An 18,005-nucleotide genomic window follows, 5' to 3' on the forward strand; every position below is an offset into this window, starting at 1 on the left:
CCGGCACCGCCGCGAACCAGCCCGCAGTGCCCGGCACCGCCGGCCGCGAACCAGCCCGCGCTGCCCGGCACTGACCCGTGCGCCCCGCACCGGTCTGTGCCGCCCCGCACTGACGCGTGCTGACGCGCACCGAACCGTGGCGCCCGGCCCCCCGCACAGACCCGCCCGCCCCCGCACACACCCGTGCCACCCCGCCCCGCCCCCCACACCAACGCGGCCCCCGCCCCCACTAAATCCCGCCCCGCCCCTCCCCACCCGCAAGCTCCCCAGAGTCCCCAGAGTCCCCCGAGTTCCCAACCCCCACCCACCCCGTCTGCACCAGCGAAGCCCCCCGTCTCCGCGACACCGCCACCCCTCGCCCCGCCGGCATCGCCCGTGGTCGGACGCCTCCGAAGACGTCCCCTTCGTTCGGGTCGCCGGACAGCACGATCCCCTGTGCTCCCAGCTCCACCATCCGCTGCACGAACGGCTCGTACGCCGCCCTGCTCGCCCCCGCCGTGTTCCGCGCCACCACGAACCGAACCCCCACGTCCCGTGCGAACGGCAGCAGTTCCGCCAGCGGGGCCAGTGGGTTGCCGCTGGACGTCGACACCAGGTCGTAGTCGTCGACCACCACGAACACCGTCGGCCCCTGCCACCAGCTCCGCTCCCGCAATTCCCGCGCCGTGACGTCCGCCGACGGTGCCCGCCGCCGCATCAGTTCCACCAGTGCCTCCACGTGGTGGTCCATGGAGTGCGACATGGGTACGTACTCGGCGAGGTGCGACGGCGGCGTCACGTCCAGCAGTCCGCGCCGGTTGTCGATGACGAAGATCTTGCAGTCCTCGCCCGCGTACCGCTCGCTCAACTGCCCGATCAGCAACCGCAGCAGATTCGTCTTGCCGGACTCGCCCTCCCCGAACACCAGGAAGAACGGATCCCGCTCGAAGTCGACGAACACCGGCTCCAGCCGGTCCTCGTCGATCCCGAAAGCGATCCCCTCCGCCGGCCGCGCACCGCCCGCAGGCAGCTCCCCTACCGGCAACTCCCTTGGCAGCAACCGCACGTGAGGAGCGGCGGCCACTCCCGCCCACCGCTCCGACACCTCCCGCACCAGCGCCGCCGTCGCCTCCGCGAGATCGTCCCCCGACCCCACCCCGTCAACCGCACAGCTCCTCGGCACCGCCGCCATGAAGTGCAGCTTCTCCGGAGTCAGGCCCCGCCCCGGCACCCCGGCCGGCACCTGGGCGGCGACCCGCCGGTCCAGCTCCGAGTCCATGACGTCGCCGAGGCGCAGCTCCAGCCGGTTCATCAGGAGGTCCTTGAGCTGCGCCCGCACCTCCATGGAGCGCGAAGCGGTCAGTACGACATGGATTCCGTAGCCGAGCCCTCGCGCCGCGATGTCGACCACGACCGGCTCCAACGCCTCGTATTCGGTACGGAAGTTGCCCCAGCCGTCGATCACCAGGAACACATCACCCCAGCGCCGGCCACTGTCCGCGACCATCCCCGCGACCTCGGCCCCGTCCCGCGCACGCATCGCCCGGTACGTCGCGACGGAGTCGACTCCCGCCGCCCGGAAGTACTCCTCGCGCGCCGTCAGCACACCGGACACCTCCGCGACCGTACGACGCACCCGCTCGGGATCCAGCCGCGACGCGACCCCGCCCACATGCGGCAGCCCGGCCACCGCCGACAGCCCGCCACCGCCGAAGTCCAGCCCGTAGAACTGCACGTCACGCGGCGAGTGCGTCAGCGCGAAGGCCGCGACGAGCGTCCGCAGCAGCGTGGACTTCCCGGACTGCGGCCCGCCGACGATCTGCATGTGCCCGGCCGCCCCGGAGAAGTCCCGCCACAGGGTGTCCCGCCGCTGCTCGTACGGCTTGTCGACCACCCCCAGCGGTACGGAGAGCAACCCACCCGCCCCACCCGTCGACCCACCCGACCCACCCGCCCCACCCGTCAACTCAACCAGCCCCGGCGGACTCTCCAACGGCGGCAGCCACACCCGGTGCGCCGCCGGACCACGCCCCTCCAGCCGCCGCACGACCACATCCAGTACGGAATCGGCCAGCGCCTCGTCCTCGACGGCCGCCCGCGCCCCGGGCACCACCGGGCCGGGGCCCGCCCCCTCCTCCACGTACCGCACCGGCACCCGCGCCGCCGTGAACAGCACCGGCCGCCGCTCCACCGCCCGTACGTCCGAGCCGGCGGACTCCCGCGCATCCTCCGCACTCCGGTACGCCCCCGACACGTACGCCGCCTTGAACCGCACCATGTCGTCCGTGCCGTACTTCAAGTACCCCGACCCCGGCACGTTCGGCAGTTGGTACGCGTCCGGGACTCCCAGCGCCGCCCGTGACTCCGCCGCCGAGAAGGTCCGCAACCCCACGCGGTACGACAGATACGTCTCCAGCCCTCGCAGCCGCCCCTCCTCCAACCGCTGCGAAGCCAGCAGCAGATGCACCCCCAGCGACCGGCCGATCCGCCCGATCTGCACGAACATCTCGATGAAGTCCGGCATCGCGCTCAACAGCTCACTGAACTCGTCAATCACCAGAACGAGTGACGGGATGGGCCGCAGCGGCACCCCGCCGGCCCCGGTCGCCCCCGCCACCCGCGCCCGCTCGTAGTCGTGCACGTTCGCGTAATTGCCCGCGTCCCGCAGCAACTCCTGCCGCCGGTTCAGCTCGCCCCGGATCGAGTCGCCCATCCGATCGACGAGCGACAAGTCGTCGGCCAGATTGGTGATCACGGCCGCCACGTGCGGCAACTGAGCCATCCCCGCGAACGTCGCCCCGCCCTTGAAGTCCGCCAGCACGAAGTTCAAGGTCTCGGACGAGTGGGTGACCGCAAGCCCCAGCACCAGCGTCCGCAGCAGCTCCGACTTCCCCGACCCGGTCGCCCCCACGCACAGTCCGTGCGGCCCCATCCCCTCCTGCGCCGCCTCCTTCAGATCCAGGAGTACGGGCGTACCGTCCTCGCCCACCCCGATCGGCACCCGCAACCGGTCCGCCCGCGCCCGAGGCCGCCAGGACCGCGCCACCTCGACCTCGGCGGCATCCCCCAACTCCAACAGATCCGTGAACTCCAGCTCCTCCAGCAGCGGTTCACCCCCGTCGCCGCCCGCGGCCACCCGCAGCGGCGCCAACTGCCGGGCCAGCGCCTCGGCGGCCTCCCGGCCAAGACCGTCCGCCACCCCTTCGTAAGCGACCCCGCCCCCCGACTCCAGCCGCAACACCCCGTCCCGTACGACAACGGACAGCCCGCCCCGCGCATCCTCCGCACCCAGCTCACCGGGTACGACCTCGACAACGGTCACGCCCTGCAGCCCGTCGGCCCCGGCCAGCACGGCCCCCGCAGGAACCGTCACCCCATCCAGTACGACCACCACATGCGGCCGGTCCGTCACCGCGGGCCCCTCCGCCCGGAACCGGGGCCGCCCCTCCAACAACCCCCCGAGCCGCCCTTCCAATTCGGCGACTCCCCCCGCGATCAGCCGCCCGCTCCCGGCCCCATCAGGCTCCCCACGCACCTCCTGCGCATGCGGCAGCCACTTCACCCACTCCCACTCCGCGGCACACCGCTCACCGGCGGCGACGGCCACCACCAGATCGCCGGGGGAGTGCAGAGCGGCCAACGCCCCCACCACCGCACGCGCCGAACCCCGTACGCCGGACTCCTCCCCACTCACCGTCAAGTGATAGAAGGCCCGCAACGACAGGGCCATCGGCAGCGCGTTCACGGTGGTGTGGATGTCGAGGAACCGCCGCAACGCACCCGCAGTCAACGGCTCCAGCTCATCCACCGGCGCGGTCTCGGGCGCCACCAGGGGAGTGGCCAGCGCCTGACTCCCCAGCCCCACCCGCACCTGCGCGAAGTCCGCGTCGCCAGGCCGCCGCTCCCACACCCGGCTGCCCTCGGCAACCAGCGCCCACAGCTGCTCGGGCGACGGATGCAGGTAGTACTGCACGTCCCGCTGCGCACGCGCGGTCTTCCGTACGGTCCGCCGCACCTGCGCCAGATGCCGCAGATAGTCCCGCCGCAGATCGGCAAGCTGCCCCTGAGTACCGCGCCGATGCCTGACGAACATGGCCACGGCCATGGCCACGGTCGACACGACCATCAGCCCGCCCATCACCAGCATGATCGGGTTCTTCCCCAAGAACAGAAAGACGACCGAACCCCCCATCCCCAGCATCGGCAGGAGCTGCATCAGCACCCCCTCCTGCTGCCCGCGCGGCAGCTCCGGAGGCGGTTGCAACTGCACCTGCTCCCCCTTCACAGCAGGCGGCAGAACCCGAGGCGGACGCTTCACGACGATCTGACTCACGGATCCCCAATTCCCCTACCGAACAGGCGTGTTACTCCCGCAACCGATCACTCACGGGCCAACCCGCCGGGGATCCTACTGTCGCCACCCCGTCCCCCCACACCGCCCAGCCCCCACCCCACCCCTATGCACAAGCGAACAAAATTCGCACAAGCGGGACCCCAAACTGCGTGCCCTCCCACCCCGCTCCACCGTTGACCATTCAGCGAGCCAGGACGCATTCGGTCGAGTCCGGATGCATTCGGCTGAGTCCGGACGCATCCAGCGAGTCCGGATACACCAGTTCGTCCGTACGCCTCAAGTCCGTCCGAACATCTCCAGTTCGTCCGTACGCCTCCGGCCCGTCCGCACGCCTCCAGCTCGTCCGTACGCCTCCAGCTCGTCCGTACGCCTCCAGTCCGTCCGGACACCTCAAGTCCGTCCGAACATCTCCAGCTCGTCCGCACGCCTCCGGCCCGTCCGAACATCTCCAGCTCGTCCGCACGCTTCCAGCTCGTCCGCACGCCTCCAGTCCGTTCGGACACCTCAAGTCCGTCCGCGCGCTTCCAGCCCGTCCGGACACCTCCCACCCCGCCCGTGGGCCCGTCAGCCCGCCCAAACACTTGAGCCCGCCCAGACCACTCCAGCCCGTCCGGCGTTTGAGGACGCACGGACGCAGTCCGCGCACCGGGCGCAGCCCGGAACACCCAGCCCCCACCGGCGCCAGCCGTGTTTCCACCCGCCCCACCGGGCGCAGCCCGAGACCCTCAGCCCTCGCCGGCGTCAGCCCTGACTCCACCCGCCCCACGGCGTGAACCATGCCCCCCCCAGCCCCGCGGCCAGCGGTTTCGGGAAGGGGCGGGGAGGGGCCGGCGCCGCAGGCAACACCAGCCACCCACCAACCCGCACCTCCCCCCACCCCTCATCCCCCACCCACCCCAAACCCTCCGAAGGAGACCAGGAGTTGACCACCCCACCCACCACCGCCACCCCACCCACCACCGCCACCCTCCCCGCCCCCCGGGCCCCACATCCCAACGCCACCCACACCCCCACCCACACCCCCACCCACACCCCCACCCACACCCCCACCGGCTTCTGCCGCCTCACCATCACCGCCCCCGACAGTCGCATCGACGTAGCCCTCCCCGACGATCTCCCCCTCGCCGACCTCCACCCCGAGATCCTCCGCCTCTCCGCCCAGAGCCCCGCCCCGTACGCCCCCGTCGGCTACCACCTCGTACGCCGCGACGGCACCGTCCTCGACAGCGCCCGCACCCTCGCCGCCCAGCGCATCCTCGACGGCGAGATCCTGGCCCTGCGCCCCTTCGCGGAGTCCCTCGCCCCACCCGTCTTCGACGACGTGTCCGACGCGGTCGCCTCGGCCGTCGCCCGCGACCGCACCCTCTGGAACGACCAACTCACCCGCACCGCAGGCCTGTTCGCGACCTCCGCCCTCCTCACCCTGCTCGCGTTCTCCCTCTGGAACGCGGCCCCGGGTCACCAGACCCACGGGCTCCCCGGCGTCCTCGCGGGACTCGCCTCCGTACTCCTCCTCGCCCTCGCCGCCGTACGCACCCGGGTGTACGACGACCAGGGCTCGGCCGTCGCCCTCGGCACGGCAGCCCTCGCGCACGCAGCCGTCGCGGGCACGGCCCTCCTGCCGCCCACCCCCGGAGAAGGCCCCGGCCGCCTCCACCTCCTTCTCGCCTGTGCGGCCGTACTCCTAGCCTCCGTACTCCTGGTCCTCGCCGCACCCCCCACCCCCTCCGCCGAGCCAACCCCAGCCCCCACCCGTACCCCCACCCGAACCCCCACCCACCCCCCGACCGACGCCCCCTTCCTCGCCACCGCCCTCGCCTCCGCCACCGGCCTCCTCCTCGTCTTCACCGCGACCCTCGCCGACCTCGAACCCGCCAGAGCCGCCGCCCTCTGCGCCCCGCTCCTGGTCGCCGCCCTCGCCTTCCTGCCCGGCCTCGCCGCCCGCTTCGCCCGCCTCCCCGTCGGCTTCGCCCCACCGCCCACCGCGGCCGGTGCGTACGACACCGACCCGGATGCCCCCAGCCCCGGCGAAGCCATCGCGGACACCGACACCGACGCCCACCACATCGCCACCCGCACCCGCCGCGGCCACGAACTCCTGACCGGCCTCCTCGGCGGCTGCGCCCTCCTCGCCGTCGCCGCCGCCGCGGTCCTCTCCTTCTCGGGCGGCGTACGCGCCCAGGTCCTCGCGTTCGCCCTCGGCGTCGCCCTCCTGATGCGCGCCCACCTCTTCCGCCACACCGCCCAGGCCGCCTGCGTCCTCGCCGCCGGCCTCGCCGCACTCCTCCTGCTCGGCCTGGGCCTCTCCCTCCACCCGCCGCACGCCCAAGCCGCTGCCTCCGCTGCCCCGAACGCCTCCGCTACCTCCGCCGCCTCGACCGCCTCCGCGGCCACAGCGGACCTGCGTACGATCGGAATCACCGCAGCCACCGCCGCCACGGCAGCCGTCCTCGCCGCGATCGCCCTGATCGTCCCGAACAAAGGGGTCACCCCCTTCTGGGGCCGCTTCCTGGAGCTCGCCGAGGCATGCGTCCTGCTCACTCCGGTCCCGCTGTGCCTGGCCGTCTTCGACGCGTACCACGCACTACGCGCCATGGGCCCGTAGAAGAAGCCCGGCCCCCGCCGCGTAAACCGCCTGGTACTCTGACCTACGGCCGTTTGTGTACGCGCCCATCGGAGTCTCTTCGGAGCTCTGCGGGCTGCGCCCAACGGATCCCCGCCTCCCGAGTAACGGAAGCTCCCCTGAGAACGAGACCAGGGGCACTCGGTGGCAGTCATTTACACACGAGGAGCACGCATGGCGCTCGACGCCGCTGTCAAGAAGCAGATCATGACCGAGTTCGGCCAGAAGGAGGGCGACACCGGCTCCCCCGAGGTCCAGGTCGCCATGCTTTCCCGTCGTATCTCGGACCTGACCGAGCACCTGAAGACGCACAAGCACGACCACCACTCCCGCCGGGGTCTGCTGATCCTGGTCGGCCAGCGTCGTCGCCTGCTCCAGTACCTCGCCAAGAAGGACATCCAGCGCTTCCGTGCGCTGGTCGACCGCCTCGGCATCCGCCGCGGTGCGGCCGGCGGCGCCAAGTAGGACGCCACGAAGGGAGCGGTTCCCGCCACTGGGAGCCGCTCCCTTTGCCGTACGTACAGAGCTTGTACGTGCGCGACGTACCGGACCCCACTTAGTCTGGTACGCGAAGCACCAGCGCGAAGCAGCTCAAGCAGCATCCGCGCGAAGAACAACCGCAGGAACACCGCAGAAAAACGAAGAGCGAGAAGTGCGGCGCATCCAGAGCGCCGGTCCTCGGTAGTGGCCCCCGGAGAAACACGACCCCGGGTGCTTCGATCGAAGACCGGCCCGCTACCCCATACGGAGCGCGCGCTTCTCCGCCACCGTCCGCCGACCACACGGGTCAGGGGACGAAGACGAGGAGAAAACGCTAGTGGAGAACGAGACCCACTACGCCGAGGCCGTCATTGACAACGGTACTTTCGGCACCCGCACCATCCGCTTCGAGACGGGCCGCCTGGCCAAGCAGGCCGCCGGCTCCGCCGTCGCGTACCTGGACGACGACACCATGGTGCTGTCGGCCACGACCGCGTCGAAGCGCCCCAAGGACCAGCTCGACTTCTTCCCCCTCACGGTGGACGTCGAAGAGCGCATGTACGCCGCCGGCAAGATCCCCGGCAGCTTCTTCCGCCGTGAGGGCCGGCCCTCCGAGGACGCGATCCTCACCTGCCGCCTGATCGACCGGCCGCTGCGCCCCTCCTTCAAGAAGGGCCTGCGCAACGAGATCCAGATCGTCGAGACGATCATGGCGCTCAACCCCGACCACCTGTACGACGTGGTCGCGATCAACGCCGCGTCCTGCTCCACGATCCTGGCGGGCCTGCCCTTCTCCGGCCCGATCGGCGCCACCCGCGTCGCCCTGATCAAGGGCCAGTGGGTCGCGTTCCCGACGCACACCGAGCTCGAGGACGCCGTCTTCGACATGGTCGTCGCCGGTCGCGTCCTGGAGGACGGCGACGTCGCGATCATGATGGTCGAGGCCGAGGCCACCGAGAAGACCATCCAGCTCGTCAAGGACGGCGCCGAGGCTCCCACCGAGGAGATCGTCGCCGCCGGTCTTGAGGCTGCGAAGCCCTTCATCAAGAACCTCTGCAAGGCCCAGTCGGACCTCGCCGCCAAGGCTGCCAAGCCCACCGGCGAGTTCCCGGTCTTCCTCGACTACCAGGACGACGTCCTGGAGGCCCTCACCAAGGCCGTCAAGTCGGAGCTGTCCCAGGCGCTCACCATCGCGGGCAAGCAGGAGCGCGAGCTCGAGCTGGACCGCATCAAGGAGATCGCCGCCGAGAAGCTCCTCCCGGCCTTCGAGGGCCGCGAGAAGGAGATCTCCGGTGCCTACCGCGCGCTGACGAAGAAGCTCGTCCGCGAGCGCGTCATCAAGGACAAGGTCCGCATCGACGGCCGCGGCGTCACGGACATCCGTACGCTGGCCGCCGAGGTCGAGGCCATCCCGCGCGTGCACGGCTCGGCCCTGTTCGAGCGTGGCGAGACCCAGATCCTGGGCGTCACCACCCTCAACATGCTGCGCATGGAGCAGATGCTGGACACCCTCTCCCCGGTGACCCGCAAGCGCTACATGCACAACTACAACTTCCCGCCGTACTCCGTCGGTGAGACGGGCCGCGTCGGCTCCCCCAAGCGCCGCGAGATCGGCCACGGCGCGCTCGCCGAGCGCGCGATCGTGCCGGTCCTGCCGACGCGCGAGGAGTTCCCCTACGCGATCCGCCAGGTCTCCGAGGCGCTGGGCTCCAACGGCTCCACCTCGATGGGCTCGGTCTGCGCCTCCACCATGTCGCTGCTGAACGCCGGTGTGCCGCTCAAGGCCCCCGTCGCCGGTATCGCCATGGGCCTCATCTCCGAGGAGATCGACGGCAAGACGCACTACGTCGCGCTGACCGACATCCTCGGCGCCGAGGACGCGTTCGGCGACATGGACTTCAAGGTCGCCGGTACGAAGACCTTCGTCACGGCCCTCCAGCTCGACACCAAGCTCGACGGCATCCCCGCCTCGGTCCTGGCCGCCGCGCTGAAGCAGGCCCGCGACGCGCGTCTGCACATCCTCGACGTGATGAACGAGGCCATCGACGTTCCGGACGAGATGTCCCCGAACGCGCCGCGCATCATCACCGTCAAGATCCCGGTGGACAAGATCGGTGAGGTCATCGGCCCCAAGGGCAAGATGATCAACCAGATCCAGGAGGACACCGGCGCCGACATCACGATCGAGGACGACGGCACCATCTACATCGGTGCCGCCGACGGACCGGCCGCCGAGGCCGCCCGCGCCACGATCAACCAGATCGCCAACCCGACCATGCCGGAGGTCGGCGAGCGCTACCTGGGTACGGTCGTCAAGACCACCACCTTCGGTGCGTTCGTGTCGCTCATGCCGGGCAAGGACGGTCTGCTGCACATCTCGCAGATCCGCAAGCTCGCCGGCGGCAAGCGCGTGGAGAACGTCGAGGACGTGCTCGCGGTCGGCGCCAAGGTGCAGGTCGAGATCGCCGAGATCGACTCCCGCGGCAAGCTCTCCCTCATCCCCGTCGTCGAGGGTGAAGAGAACGAAGAGACGAAGGACGACGCCTAAAAGTGACGTCCCGTAGTTCCGTGACGACGGCCCGCACCTCCTCGGAGGTGCGGGCCGTCGCCCGTACCCAAACGCTTCTCAAGGGCGAGAACGGCATCGGTACGGTCCGCAGGACCACCCTCCCCGGCGGCCTGCGCATCGTCACCGAAACCCTCCCCTCCGTACGCTCCGCCACCTTCGGGATCTGGGTGAACGTCGGCTCACGCGACGAGACCCCCGCCCTGAACGGCGCGACGCACTACCTCGAACACCTCCTCTTCAAGGGCACCGCCAAGCGCAGCGCCCTCGACATCTCCTCCGCCATCGACGCGGTCGGCGGCGAGATGAACGCCTTCACGGCGAAGGAGTACACCTGCTACTACGCACGGGTCCTCGACACCGACCTCCCCCTCGCGATCGACACGGTCTGCGACATGCTGACCGGCTCGCTGATCCGCCAGGAGGACGTGGACGCCGAGCGCGGCGTCATCCTCGAAGAGATCGCGATGACCGAGGACGACCCGGGCGACTGCGTGCACGACCTGTTCGCGCACACCATGCTCGGCGACACCCCCCTCGGCCGCCCGGTCCTGGGCACCGTCGACACCGTCAACGCGCTCACCGCGGACCGCATCCGCCGCTTCTACAAGAAGCACTACGACCCCACCCATCTGGTGGTGGCGGCCGCGGGCAACATCGACCACGCCACGGTCGTACGACAGGTCCGCCGCGCCTTCGAGAAGGCCGGCGCCCTCGGCAGCCCGGACGCGACCCCGGTCGCCCCGCGCGCAGGCGCCCGTACGCTCCGCACCGCCGGCCGCGTCGAGCTCCTGAACCGCAAGACCGAGCAGGCGCACGTCGTCCTCGGCATGCCGGGCCTGGCCCGAGACGACGAGCGCCGCTGGGCACTCGGCGTCCTCAGCACCGCCCTCGGCGGCGGCATGTCCTCCCGGCTCTTCCAGGAGGTCCGCGAGAAGCGCGGCCTGGCCTACAGCGTGTACTCGTACACCTCGGGCTTCGCCGACTGCGGCCTGTTCGGCGTGTACGCGGGCTGCCGCCCGAGCCAGGTGCACGACGTACTGAAGATCTGCCGCGACGAACTCGACAAGGTGGCGGCCGACGGCCTCACCGACGACGAGATCCGCCGCGCGGTCGGCCAGCTCTCCGGCTCCACGGTCCTCGGACTCGAAGACACCGGCGCGCTGATGAACCGCATCGGCAAGAGCGAGCTGGCCTGGGGCGATCACATGTCGGTCACCGACATGCTCACCCGCATCTCCGAGGTCACCCCGGACGAGGTAAGGGAAGTCGCCCGCGACATCCTGGGACAGCGTCCTTCCCTCTCGGTGATCGGCCCGCTCAAGGACAAGCAGGCCGCCCGCCTCGACGAAGCGGTCTCGTAACTCCCCCTAAGGAATCACTGAACATGAGCAAGCTGCGCGTGGCGGTCCTCGGCGCCAAGGGCCGTATCGGCTCCGAAGCGGTACGAGCCGTGGAAGCGGCCGAGGACCTGGAACTGGTGGCCGCCCTCGGCCGCGGCGACTCGCTGGACACCCTCACCGAATCCGGTGCCCAGGTCGTCGTCGAGCTGACCACCCCCGACTCGGTGATGGCCAACCTCGAATTCTGTGTACGGCACGGAATGCACGCGGTCGTCGGCACCACCGGCTGGAGCGACGACCGCCTCGCGCAGCTGAACTCCTGGCTCGACGCATCCCCCTCGACCGGCGTCCTGATCGCCCCGAACTTCTCCATCGGGGCCGTCCTGACCATGAAGTTCGCGCAGATCGCCGCGCCGTACTTCGAGTCGGTCGAGGTCATCGAGCTGCACCACCCGAACAAGGCCGACGCCCCCTCCGGCACGGCCGCCCGCACCGCCCAGCTCATCGCGGCGGCCCGCGCCGAGGCGGGCAGCGCCCCGATGCCGGACGCCACCACCACCGCCCTGGACGGTGCCCGCGGCGCGGACGTCGACGGCATCCCCGTCCACTCGATCCGCCTCCGCGGTCTCCTGGCCCACCAGGAAGTCCTCCTCGGCGGCGAGGGCGAGACCCTCACGGTCCGTCACGACTCCCTCCACCACAGCAGCTTCATGCCGGGCATCCTGCTCGGTGCCCGCCGCGTGGTCACCACTCCCGGCCTCACCTTCGGCCTGGAAAACTTCCTCGACCTGAACTGACGGCCCCCACAGCCATGCGCGCAAAGATCACGTACTTCATCACGGCAGCCGTCCTGGTCGTCTTCTTCGTCCTGGTCGGCGGCCGCGCCGTCGCCATGATCAAACTGGGCACCGCCCTCGGGATCGGCTTCGGCATCGCCGCGCTGATCATCCCGCTCATCGGCGTCTGGTTCCTCTGGAAGAACACCGAGTTCGTCCGCAAGGCCAACCGGCTCACGGCGCTCCTCGACGCCGAAGGCGGCCTCCCCGTCGACGAGTTGAGGCGCACCCCGGCCGGCCGCATCGACCGCGACTCCGCCGACGAGGTGTTCGCCAGGCGCCGCGAGGAGACCGAGGACGCCCCGGACGACTGGCGCTCCTGGTTCCGCCTCGCCATCGCCTACCAGGACGCCAGGGACACCCCGCGCGCCCGCAAGGCGATGCAGCGCGCCATCGCCCTGCACGACGGCAAGTTTTAGGGGCGCGGGGCTGTAGTGGATTTGCGGCTCCGCCGCGCGGGCGCGAGCAACCACGACGCACCCGCACGTAACAAACAAAGGGTCTGGCCCCGGAAGCTCCGGGGCCAGACCCTTTGTGCAGGGGCGTACCTACGCCTGCCGTTGTGCAGGGGCGTACCTACGCCTGCCGGTACTCGTCACCCCACGCCTCAACCGTGTCCGCCGCCCGGTCGAACGCCTCGACCCGCGAGAGGAAGTCCGCACTGTGGTCGGTGAGCAACGGCGGCAACTGCGCCCCGTTGTGACGCTCCATCACCAGTGCCTGTCCCTGTACGGTCCGGGGCAGCCCGAGCCAGCGCACCGGCTGCTGCACGGTCCGCACGTTCGAGGTCTGGCTCCACGGCACCGTCACGGTGCTGAGGAACCCCACCCGCCGCAGCCCGGCCCGGCTGACCCATACGCCGAGACGCAGAATCCGCAGCGCACAGACGATGGCGACCACTCCGACGCCGAGCACGATCAGTGAAGCCGTCAGCTCGGCGGCGAACGCGATGATCATCGCCGACAGCAGGATGAACGACGCCAGCAACAGCAGCAACGCCGCCGCCCCGACCCGGTAGGGGCCGGGCCGGTACGGTCGCCGCCACTGGTCGTGGTCGTCGTACGGCAGCGCAATGTCGTCCGCGCCTGCTTCAAAAGCGCGGTCGGCCGTCAGGAAAGGCAGGGGCACGACTGGTCCTCACTCACAAGCACGCTCGGTTGGGCTGTGCCCGGTGAGGCTACCGAGCGGGCTCCCGCCGGGCCACCTCAGGGGGTCCGGAAGTGTCCTGACGGGCGGTGAGGTCCGCGGGGCTGTGAGGTCAGCGCCCCCGGGCGGCCTCGGACTGCTGGGCCTTGCCCGGAGCCTTCCCGGGATCGAGCGCGGGAAGCCCGAAGAGCAGCGAACCGACCAGCCCGGCGACCACGGTCAGACCGACCAGCGACCGGTGGAAGACCTGGGCAGTGCTCGGGCGTTCAGGCGGGGGAGGGGTGACATTACTGCGGAAGCGGTCGGCCTCGGCCACGAAGGCGAACGGGACGGCTTCTCGCCGGCGAAACATGAGTGTCGCTCCTTTTGCTCATCTTGCTCGTCAAAAAACGAATGCGCCTGTGGCGCCTTTGAGGCGCCTCGCACAGGCACCTCTACAAAGACAGACGTTCAAGCCCGCCACTTGGTGCCCGTTTTCCCCGAATTGCTCAAAGAATGTCCTGAGGGTCGGTCCGGCCATCCGGACCTCTTCCGGCCCGTAGAGTGGACGCCGCCCAGAGCGACGCAAGACGGAAGGACCCGCCGGTGACCGTGACCCCGGACAGCACCCCCGAAGAGACCCAGAAGCCCAGCTTCCGCAGTGAAGTCACTGTCGAGCTGGTCAAGCACGCCGCACAGGACTCGGACGTCCTGTGGGCCGCCCGCGTCTCGACGGCCGGCGAGCAGTCCCTGGAGGAGCTCACCAAGGACCCCGAGCGCTCCAAGGGCCTCATCAACTACCTGATGCGCGACCGGCACGGCAGCCCCTTCGAGCACAACTCGATGACCTTCTTCATCAGCGCCCCGATCTTTGTGTTCCGCGAGTTCATGCGGCACCGCGTCGGCTGGTCGTACAACGAGGAATCGGGCCGCTACCGTCAGCTCGACCCGGTCTTCTACGTCCCCGGCGCCGAGCGCAAGCTCGTCCAGCAGGGCCGTCCCGGCAAGTACGTGTTCGTCGAGGGCACCGAGGCCCAGCAGGAGCTCACCTCCCGCGTCATGGAGGACTCCTACCGCCAGTCCTACGAGGCGTACCAGGAGATGCTCGCCGCCGGCGTCGCCCGCGAGGTCGCCCGCGCCACCCTCCCGGTCGGCCTGTACTCCTCGATGTACGCCACCTGCAACGCGCGCTCGCTGATGCACTTCCTCGGCCTGCGCACCCAGCACGAGCTCGCCAAGGTCCCCTCCTTCCCGCAACGCGAGATCGAGATGGTCGGCGAGCAGATGGAGACCCATTGGGCGCAGCTGATGCCGCTGACCCACGCGTCCTTCAACAACAACGGCCGCGTCGCTCCGTAACGGACTGCGGGCACAGATGTACGGATGGGCCGCACGAGGTGTCCGTATTGCGGCGTTTCGAGAAGTTCATCTAGGCTGATCAAACGGACCCGGCACTGCTTGAACCCCCGAGCAGGCAGTGCCGGTGTCCACTTTCCCCCCTCTCACCTGTCCCCCCGAGGGGACACCCCGCGTTGAGCAGCGAGTAGCGTGTTACCCATGGCTCCGATCTCCACTCCGCAGACCCCCTTCGGGCGGGTCCTCACCGCCATGGTCACGCCCTTCACGGCTGACGGCGCACTCGACCTCGACGGTGCACAGCGACTCGCCACTCATCTGGTGGACGCAGGCAACGACGGTCTCGTCGTCAACGGCACCACCGGCGAGTCCCCGACCACCAGCGACGCGGAGAAAAACGACCTGGTACGGGCGGTGCTCGAAGCGGTCGGCGACCGCGCCCACGTCGTCGCAGGAGTCGGCACCAACGACACCCGCCACAGCCTTGAGCTGGCCCGCGCCGCCGAGCAGACCGGCGCCCACGGCCTCCTCGCGGTGACGCCGTACTACAACAAGCCCCCGCAGGAGGGCCTGTTCCGGCACTTCACCGCGATCGCCGACGCCACCGAACTCCCGGTGATGCTGTACGACATCCCCGGCCGCAGCGGCGTCCCCATCAACACCGAGACGCTCGTCCGCCTCGCCGAGCACCCCCGGATCGTCGCCAACAAGGACGCCAAGGGTGACCTGGGCCGCGCCAGCTGGGCCATCGCCCGCTCCGGCCTCGCCTGGTACTCCGGCGACGACATGCTCAACCTGCCGCTCCTGTCGGTCGGCGCCTGCGGCTTCGTCTCCGTCGTCGGCCACGTGGTCACGCCGGAACTGCGCGCCCTCCTGGACGCCTATCTCGGCGGCGACGTCCAGAAGGCGACCGAGCTCCACCAGAAGCTGCTCCCGGTCTTCACCGGCATGTTCCGCACCCAGGGCGTCATCACCACGAAGGCCGCCCTCGACCTGCAGGGACTGCCCGCGGGCCCGCTGCGCCTGCCGCTCGTCGAGCTTTCGGCCGACGAAACCCACCAGCTCAAGATCGATCTCGCCGCGGGCGGGGTACAGCTCTAAACACAGACTTCACAACTGAACAAGCACCACCGAGCAAGATCAGCAACACCCCCACACAGACACAGCCATGTGCACAACACAACACGCATGTCACGACCCCCTTCAGGCCGTGACCCGCGTGGTGAGGAGAGTCTTTTGAGTCATCCGCATCCCGAACTGGGCGCCCCGCCGAAGCTTGCCAAGGGCGGCCTGCGCGTCACCCCGCTGGGCGGTCTCGGCGAGATCGGCCGCAACATGACGGTCTTCGAGTTCGACGGCCGTCTGCTCATCGTCGACTGCGGCGTCCTCTTCCCCGAGGAGGAGCAGCCCGGCATCGACCTGATCCTGCCGGACTTCACGTCCATCAAGGACCGCCTCGACGACATCGAGGGCATCGTCCTGACACACGGCCACGAGGACCACATCGGAGGAGTTCCGTACCTCCTGCGCCTCAAGCCCGACATCCCGCTGATCGGCTCCAAGCTGACCCTCGCCCTGATCGAGGCGAAGCTCCAGGAGCACCGGATCCGCCCGTACACCCTTGAGGTCGTCGAGGGTGACCGCGAGCGTCTCGGTCCCTTCGAGTGCGAGTTCGTCGCGGTCAACCACTCCATCCCGGACGCGCTTGCCGTCGCCATCCGCACCCCCGCGGGCATGGTCGTCTGCACCGGCGACTTCAAGATGGACCAGCTCCCGCTGGACGGCCGCCTCACCGACCTGCACGCGTTCGCGCGTCTGAGCGAAGAGGGCATCGACCTCCTCCTCTCGGACTCCACGAACGCCGAGGTCCCCGGCTTCGTCCCGCCCGAGCGCGACATCTCGAACGTTCTCCGGAACGTCTTCGCGAGCGCCGAGAAGCGCATCATCGTCGCGAGCTTCGCCAGCCACGTGCACCGCATCCAGCAGATCCTGGACGCCGCCCACGAGTACGGCCGCCGCGTCGCCTTCGTCGGCCGCTCGATGGTCCGCAACATGGGCATCGCCCGCGACCTGGGCTACCTGAAGGTCCCGGGCGGCCTCGTCGTCGACGTCAAGACCCTCGACGACCTCCCGGACGAAGAAGTGGTCCTGGTCTGCACCGGCTCGCAGGGCGAGCCGATGGCCGCCCTTTCCCGGATGGCCAACCGCGACCACCAGATCCGCATCGTCCCCGGCGACACGGTCATCCTGGCGTCGTCCCTCATCCCCGGCAACGAGAACGCGGTCTACCGCGTGATCAACGGCCTGACCCGCTGGGGCGCCAACGTCGTCCACAAGGGCAACGCCAAGGTCCACGTCTCGGGCCACGCCTCGGCCGGCGAGCTGTTGTACTTCTACAACATCTGCAAGCCGAAGAACCTGATGCCGGTCCACGGCGAGTGGCGCCACCTGCGCGCCAACGCCGAGCTGGGCGCCCTCACGGGTGTCCGCAAGGACCACATCGTCATCGCCGAGGACGGCGTCGTCGTCGACCTGATCGACGGCCGCGCCAAGATCGTCGGCAAGGTCCAGGCCGGTTACGTGTACGTCGACGGCCTCTCGGTCGGCGACGTGACCGAGACCCACCTCAAGGACCGCCGCATCCTCGGCGACGAGGGCTTCATCTCGGTCTTCGTCGTGGTCGACAGCTCCACCGGCAAGATCGTCGGCGGCCCGACCTTCCACGCCCGCGGCTCCGGCATCGACGATGCCGCGTTCAACGCCGTCACCCCGAAGATCGAGGAAGCGCTCATGCGCTCGGCGGCCGACGGAGTGATGGAAGCGCACCAGATCCAGCAGCTCATCCGCCGCTCGGTGGGCAAGTGGGTGTCCGACACCTACCGCCGCCGCCCGATGATCCTTCCGGTCGTCGTCGAGGTCTGACCGAGGTTCCACTACCTCATCTCCTGGAGCGGGGCACCTCGATTTGCATCGGGGCGCCCCGCTCCAGTACGTTTACGGCTCCACCTCACCGGGAAGCAGCGCACGCTCGCGTGCCTGTCCGACCCACGAGGGGGTGGAAATTCCGACTCAGAACTTCTGATAAAGTCGGAACCGCCGGAAAGGGAAAACGCGAAAGCGAAGAACCTGGAAAGCACCGAGGAAGTCGGAACGGAAACGGTCTGATAGAGTCGGAAACGCAAGAACAGAACAAAATGCAGTACCGAATAAAACGAATACCGAACGAAAACGTCCGGAGGAAAGCCCGCGAGGGTGAGTACAAAGGAAGCGTCCGTTCCTTGAGAACTCAACAGCGTGCCAAAAGTCAACGCCAAATATGTTGATACCCCGGCCACTTCGGTGG

The 18,005-nt window shown here is 69.6% G+C and carries 12 protein-coding genes; 9 read left to right on the forward strand and 3 right to left on the reverse strand.

Annotated features, from left to right (window positions below):
- Positions 1-229: 229 nt before the first annotated feature.
- Entirely contained in the window at positions 230-4,312 is a 4,083-nt protein-coding gene (gene eccCa / locus AB0D18_RS14170; protein WP_362416648.1) for a type VII secretion protein EccCa, read from the reverse strand.
- A 943-nt stretch (positions 4,313-5,255) separates the two neighbouring features.
- Here eccCa and eccD point away from each other — a divergent pair.
- From eccD to AB0D18_RS14200, 6 genes are all read left to right on the forward strand, one after another.
- Positions 5,256-6,938 (forward strand): type VII secretion integral membrane protein EccD, encoded by a 1,683-nt coding sequence (gene eccD / locus AB0D18_RS14175; protein ID WP_362416651.1) that lies wholly within the window; start codon positions 5,256-5,258, stop codon positions 6,936-6,938.
- 192 nt (positions 6,939-7,130) lie between these two features.
- Positions 7,131-7,421, forward strand: a complete 291-nt coding sequence (gene rpsO / locus AB0D18_RS14180) for a 30S ribosomal protein S15 (protein WP_362416654.1) — start codon at positions 7,131-7,133, stop codon at positions 7,419-7,421.
- A 352-nt stretch (positions 7,422-7,773) separates the two neighbouring features.
- On the forward strand, positions 7,774-9,984 hold the full coding sequence (locus tag AB0D18_RS14185; RefSeq protein ID WP_362416657.1) for a polyribonucleotide nucleotidyltransferase: 2,211 nt from the start codon (positions 7,774-7,776) through the stop codon (positions 9,982-9,984).
- Between the two features lie 2 nt (positions 9,985-9,986).
- Positions 9,987-11,366: a pitrilysin family protein gene (locus AB0D18_RS14190; RefSeq protein ID WP_362416660.1), complete on the forward strand. Its 1,380-nt coding sequence runs from the start codon at positions 9,987-9,989 to the stop codon at positions 11,364-11,366.
- Positions 11,367-11,389: 23 nt separating this feature from the next.
- Positions 11,390-12,142 (forward strand): 4-hydroxy-tetrahydrodipicolinate reductase, encoded by a 753-nt coding sequence (gene dapB / locus AB0D18_RS14195; protein ID WP_362416663.1) that lies wholly within the window; start codon positions 11,390-11,392, stop codon positions 12,140-12,142.
- 14 nt (positions 12,143-12,156) lie between these two features.
- Complete coding sequence (locus AB0D18_RS14200; RefSeq protein ID WP_362416666.1) at positions 12,157-12,600, forward strand: hypothetical protein; 444 nt, start codon at positions 12,157-12,159, stop codon at positions 12,598-12,600.
- Between the two features lie 157 nt (positions 12,601-12,757).
- Here the strand turns inward: AB0D18_RS14200 and AB0D18_RS14205 are convergent, their stop codons facing one another.
- Both AB0D18_RS14205 and AB0D18_RS14210 read right to left on the reverse strand, forming a co-directional pair.
- Positions 12,758-13,309, reverse strand: coding sequence for a hypothetical protein (locus tag AB0D18_RS14205; RefSeq protein ID WP_362416669.1), 552 nt, complete (start codon positions 13,307-13,309; stop codon positions 12,758-12,760).
- Positions 13,310-13,439: 130 nt separating this feature from the next.
- A complete protein-coding gene (locus tag AB0D18_RS14210) occupies positions 13,440-13,679 on the reverse strand; it encodes a hypothetical protein (RefSeq protein ID WP_362416672.1) in 240 nt (79 codons plus the stop codon).
- A gap of 233 nt (positions 13,680-13,912) precedes the next feature.
- Here AB0D18_RS14210 and thyX point away from each other — a divergent pair, with 233 nt between their 5' ends.
- The 3 genes from thyX (at position 13,913) to AB0D18_RS14225 (ending at position 17,584) form a co-directional block, all read left to right on the forward strand.
- Positions 13,913-14,665: an FAD-dependent thymidylate synthase gene (gene thyX / locus AB0D18_RS14215; RefSeq protein ID WP_362416675.1), complete on the forward strand. Its 753-nt coding sequence runs from the start codon at positions 13,913-13,915 to the stop codon at positions 14,663-14,665.
- 198 nt (positions 14,666-14,863) lie between these two features.
- On the forward strand, positions 14,864-15,763 hold the full coding sequence (gene dapA / locus AB0D18_RS14220) for a 4-hydroxy-tetrahydrodipicolinate synthase (RefSeq protein WP_362416678.1): 900 nt from the start codon (positions 14,864-14,866) through the stop codon (positions 15,761-15,763).
- Between the two features lie 135 nt (positions 15,764-15,898).
- Positions 15,899-17,584: a ribonuclease J gene (locus AB0D18_RS14225; RefSeq protein WP_362416681.1), complete on the forward strand. Its 1,686-nt coding sequence runs from the start codon at positions 15,899-15,901 to the stop codon at positions 17,582-17,584.
- Positions 17,585-18,005 lie beyond the last annotated feature (421 nt).

Source organism: Streptomyces sp. NPDC048442 (assembly GCF_040651475.1).
Classification (GTDB): Bacteria; Actinomycetota; Actinomycetes; order Streptomycetales; family Streptomycetaceae; genus Streptomyces.